5 protein-coding genes, 1 pseudogene and 1 riboswitch are annotated in these 4,180 nt (G+C 73.7%); of the genes and pseudogenes, 3 read left to right on the top strand and 3 right to left on the bottom strand.

Annotated elements, in window-relative coordinates; all coding sequences use genetic code 11:
- Nucleotides 1-305: 305 nt before the first annotated feature.
- A riboswitch (cobalamin riboswitch) is annotated at nt 306-387 on the bottom strand.
- 184 nt (nt 388-571) lie between these two features.
- The 3 genes and pseudogenes from ACY45C_RS10045 to ACY45C_RS10035 all read left to right on the top strand — a co-directional run.
- Nucleotides 572-1,415 (top strand): annotated as a pseudogene (locus ACY45C_RS10045) (pentapeptide repeat-containing protein); the annotation flags it as partial.
- A gap of 238 nt (nt 1,416-1,653) precedes the next feature.
- The gene (locus ACY45C_RS10040; protein WP_462187356.1) at nt 1,654-2,271 is read left to right on the top strand and encodes an adenylate/guanylate cyclase domain-containing protein; all 618 of its coding nucleotides are present in this window, start codon (nt 1,654-1,656) and stop codon (nt 2,269-2,271) included.
- 502 nt (nt 2,272-2,773) lie between these two features.
- Nucleotides 2,774-2,905, top strand: coding sequence for a hypothetical protein (locus ACY45C_RS10035; RefSeq protein ID WP_462187355.1), 132 nt, complete (start codon nt 2,774-2,776; stop codon nt 2,903-2,905).
- A 54-nt stretch (nt 2,906-2,959) separates the two neighbouring features.
- On the opposite strand, the gene ACY45C_RS10030 is transcribed toward ACY45C_RS10035, so the two are convergent.
- From ACY45C_RS10030 to ACY45C_RS10020, 3 genes are all read right to left on the bottom strand, one after another.
- The gene (locus tag ACY45C_RS10030) at nt 2,960-3,394 is read right to left on the bottom strand and encodes a WD40 repeat domain-containing protein (protein WP_462187354.1); all 435 of its coding nucleotides are present in this window, start codon (nt 3,392-3,394) and stop codon (nt 2,960-2,962) included.
- Nucleotides 3,349-3,456, bottom strand: a complete 108-nt coding sequence (locus ACY45C_RS10025) for a WD40 repeat domain-containing protein (RefSeq protein ID WP_462187353.1) — start codon at nt 3,454-3,456, stop codon at nt 3,349-3,351. The genes ACY45C_RS10030 and ACY45C_RS10025 overlap by 46 nt, the downstream gene beginning before the upstream one ends.
- On the bottom strand, nt 3,453-4,180 hold a 728-nt coding region (locus tag ACY45C_RS10020; RefSeq protein ID WP_462187352.1), incomplete at its 5' end, for a WD40 repeat domain-containing protein. The genes ACY45C_RS10020 and ACY45C_RS10025, both read right to left, overlap by 4 nt.

Raw genomic sequence — 4,180 nt, 5'->3', positions numbered from 1 at the left:
GCACCGTGTGCGGCTGACAGGATCGACACGACCGGCACGACGGACACCGATGCGGTGCGTACGACGGGTGCGGCGCGTACGGCCGGGATGGCCGACGTGGCCGGTCTGGCAGTGGTACGGGCATGCCGGGGTCCTCCCAGGGTCCTCGCCCATGGTCATCACGGCGACGGCCGGAGTATCCTGGCTCCCGGATCAACGCGCACCTTCGGCCTTCCAGCCGCCGCTGCGGCCGTGGCCCGTCGCCCCGCCCGGGCGGCTCGGGGTTCCTCTCCGGACCCCTGGTCGGGCGATCGCCGGGCATGCCCGCCTCCTCGCCGGCGAGCATGCCCGGGAAGGTTCACTTCCCGGTGACAGTGGCGGGACCGCGCCGGACTCGTACCGGCTTCCTCCCCTGCTGTCGCGTCTGTCAGCATGACATATCCGAGGATCGCGGGCGGGGGGACCGCGGGCGAACTGGTATCCCGCCCCCAGGCCAGCCCGAGGCCGGTGGACACGGGGGTGGCGACTTCATCCTCCGCGGTCGCGTCTGTCAGAATGATGTCTCCCGTTGACGTTCAGAAGGGCACACACCTTGCCCGACGATCTCGATCCCGCCGCGGGAATCATCGGGGACGCCCGCGGCCGGCTGCGTGCCGACTGCGGACGCTGTTTCGCGCTGTGCTGCGTGGCACCGGTGTTCTCCGCCTCGGTGGACTTCGCGATTGACAAACCCGCCGGCACGGCCTGCCCCAACCTGAACGCGGGCTTCGGCTGCGCTGTTCACGAGCAGCTGCGGCCGCGGGGGTTCCGCGGCTGCGCCGTGTACGACTGCTTCGGCGCCGGGCAGCAGGTCTGCCAGGTCACCTACGGCGGGCGGGACTGGCGGGCGGCACCGGACAGTGCCCGGCGGATGTTCGATGTCTTCGCGGTCATGCGGGCGCTGCACGAGCTGCTGTGGTATCTGAGCGAGGCGCTGAGCCTGCCTGCCGCCGCCCCGCTGCACGCCGAGCTGCATGACGCCCGCGCCCGCACCACGCTGCTGACCTGCGCCGACGCTGACACGCTGCTCGCCGTGGACGTCCCCGCGCTGCGTCGGGCGGTCCATCTGCTTGCTGCTGCAGGCCAGCGACCTGGTCCGCGCCGAGCTGCCGGTCCGCGCCGGGAGCAGGCGTCCCCGGCGGCGCCCCCGCGGCGCCGACCTGCTCGGCGCGAACCTCGCCGGGGCGGACCTGCGCGGCGCGGCGCTGCAGGGAACCCTCCTGATTGGCGCGGATCTGCAGGGGGCTGACCTGCTCGGCGCGGACCTGCGCGACACTGACCTGCACGGCGCCAACCTGCATGGCGCCCTGTTCGTCGTTCAGGCCCAGCTCGACGCCGCCCGCGGGGACGCCACCACGGCGCTGCCCCCGGCCCTGACCCGCCCCGTGCACTGGACGCGCCCGGCGGCAGGCTCGGACCCCACGCCCGGGACCGCGCCGATCCCCTCGTCGTTGCCCAGTGCGGCCCGGCCGCGGCGGTCGGCGAGTTCTCCTCGGTCGCCTCGTTCCCCGCGCCGCCGCTGACCGGCAGACCGGTCGTCGGCGGCGCTATGCCGACGCCGGGCCCGATCCCCCGGTCGGGCCACGGCGCGGAAATCACGTCTTCACCGGCGGGACGGCGCGTCAGGATGGGACCATGGCACGCGAGGATACCGGCGACATCCGGCAGGACCCGGAACGGGACGCCTGCATCACCGCCACGAGCATGTTCGTGGGCATCACCGGGACCACCGACATCGGCAGAGGAATCGACCCGGAATCGCTGCAGGAGGTCCTGCGGCGGGCGTTCACCCTCGTGCGCACCATCGTCTCCACGCACGGCGGCTCGGTCGAGAGATTCATCGGTGACGCCGCGTTCGCCCTGTTCGGCGTCCCCCAGCCGCACGTGGACGACGCGCTGCGCGCCGTCCACGCCGCCCTCGAGATCCGGGCCGCGACGGAGGCGCTCAACACCGAACGTCACCACGACCGGGACCTGAGGCTGCGCGTGCGGATCGGGATCAACACCGGCGAGGTCACCGTCGCCGCCGGTGGCGTCAGTGCCGGTGGCGTGAGTGGCGACCCGGTGAACGTCGCCTCCCGGCTGGAACACGCCGCGCCCGCCGGCGAGATCTTCATCGGCGACACCACCTATCATCTCGTCCGGGACAGCGTCACCGCGAGCGAGGCGGATCCCCTCGTCGTGCAGGGCAGGCCCGTCCCGTTGCGTGTGCACCGGCTGATCGGACTGGCCGCTCCGTCGCCGGCCGCCTGAGCACCACCGGGCGCCCCCGGTGCCCCGCCCCGGCTCCGTGGGCGAGCGGGACGAAGGGCGGTGCGGGACTGCCAGCGGAATGTCAGCGGCGCCGGACGCGACGTGAACCGGTCCGCGGGATGACGGCCGGTTGGGGGCCGCGGCCCAGCCCGCCGTGGCGGACCTGCATGTGGGTGGCGAGCAGTTGGGATGCCTCGGCCTTGGTGGGGACCCGGTCCGAGATGATACCGCAGTACGTGCAGGTGTATCTGGCCATCATGAGGTCCCTTCGGATGCTCGGGTAGGGCCAGAATGCGGCAATGCCGCGACAGATGCATCACATTCCCAGTTCGCATACCTATCTGAAACGCTAATCTCCCACGTGTTTGCATGTCAATCTGGTACGCCCATAAGGTGGGTGGATGCCCCGCCCGCCGTGGACGCCGAGGACGCAGGCTCACCATGAGCTCATGGCCGCCCTGTCCGCCTCAGTCGACGCCGCCTGCGAGGCGGAGGAGAGAATGTGGGAGGCCGCCCGCGCCGCCCGCGCCGGCGGAGTGCCGATCGACTCGACCTGGTGGCCGCGCTCACCCGGCGCGGACGGACCACCATCTACCGCCATCTCCCCCTTGGGCAGGATCTCGGCGACGCCTGAACGCGCACCGCTTCGCCGGCCCCGATCCCGGCGTGGCGTCCCCGGCCCGGCCCCTCAGCGGCCAGGGAACAGCTCCCACCCGGCGGTGACGCGGTCGGCGCCGGCGGTGGCCAGCAGCCGGCTGTCCGGGGCGAAGGCCACCTCGTGCACCGGCCCGCCGTGCGGGGGCAGCCGGTGGGCGGGCCCGGGACACTCCGGATCGGTGACCTCGCACAGGGTCACGGTCTGCTCGCCGCCGCCGGCGGCGAGCAGGGTGCCGTCCGGGCTGAAGGCGAGCGTGTGCACGGCCCGGCGATGGTCGGCGACCGCGGCCAGCACGGTCTGGGCCGTGGGGCCGGCGACCGAGTAGACCCGGATGGTCCGGTCCCTGCCGGCGGCGGCGAGCAGATCACCGTCCGGGCTGAACGCGACCGTGTGCACGGGACCGCGCGCGCCGGTCAGCGTCACCGTCGCCGCCGGCCGGGTCGGGTCGGGTCGGCGAGATCCCACAGGATCACCGTCCGGTCCTGCGAACCGGTGGCCAGCAGGGTCCCGTCCGGGCTGAACGTCACCGCCCGCACGGGACCGCGATGCCCGGCGAGGACCGCAGCCCGCCGGGGAGCCCCCGGTTCGGCCAGGTCCCACAGCAGCACCGCCCGGTCGTCGCCGGCGGTGGCCAGCAGCGTGCCCCCGGGCTGAAGGCGAGATCGTGCAGGTAGCCGCGATGCCCGGTCAGCGTCATCAGCGGCAGTGGGCGGGTGGGGTCGCCGACCTGCCAGAGCACGGTGGTGCCGGCGTCCCCGGCGGCGGCGAGCACCCGCCCGTCCGGGCTGAACGTCACCGCCCGCACCCACTCCTGGTTGATCCGCCGCCCGTAGCCGACGGTCGCGATCAGTCGCGGCGGGGCGGGGAACGCCCACGCCCACAGCCGTACGGTCGTGTCGGTGCCGCCGGTGGCCAGCAGCGAGCCGGAGGGGCTGAACGCCACGCTCATCGGATGACCGCGCTCCTGCGGCAGCACCGCGACCCGTCGTGCCGCGATGAGATCCCGGGAGCCCGGGTGTGCGTGCCCGGCGCGGGAACGGTGCGGGCGCCGGCCGGGCCCCGTCGCATCCGCCGGGACTTCCGCGGGAAAGGGGGGTGGCACGAGCCCCCCGGCCGGCCACGGGGCAACGACCGTGACCTGGCGTAGCAGCCAGTCGCGGGCGGTGGTGGCGTCCAGCCCGAACAGGTCGAAGGCGAGCAGATGCCCGAACGGGCCGGGCCGGGCGCGGTCCTCGATCCGTACCAGCATGA

The organism is Frankia sp. CcWB2 (assembly GCF_977927585.1).
The sequence above is the reverse complement of the archived record's forward strand: the minus strand, read 5'-3'. Positions and strand labels throughout refer to the sequence as shown.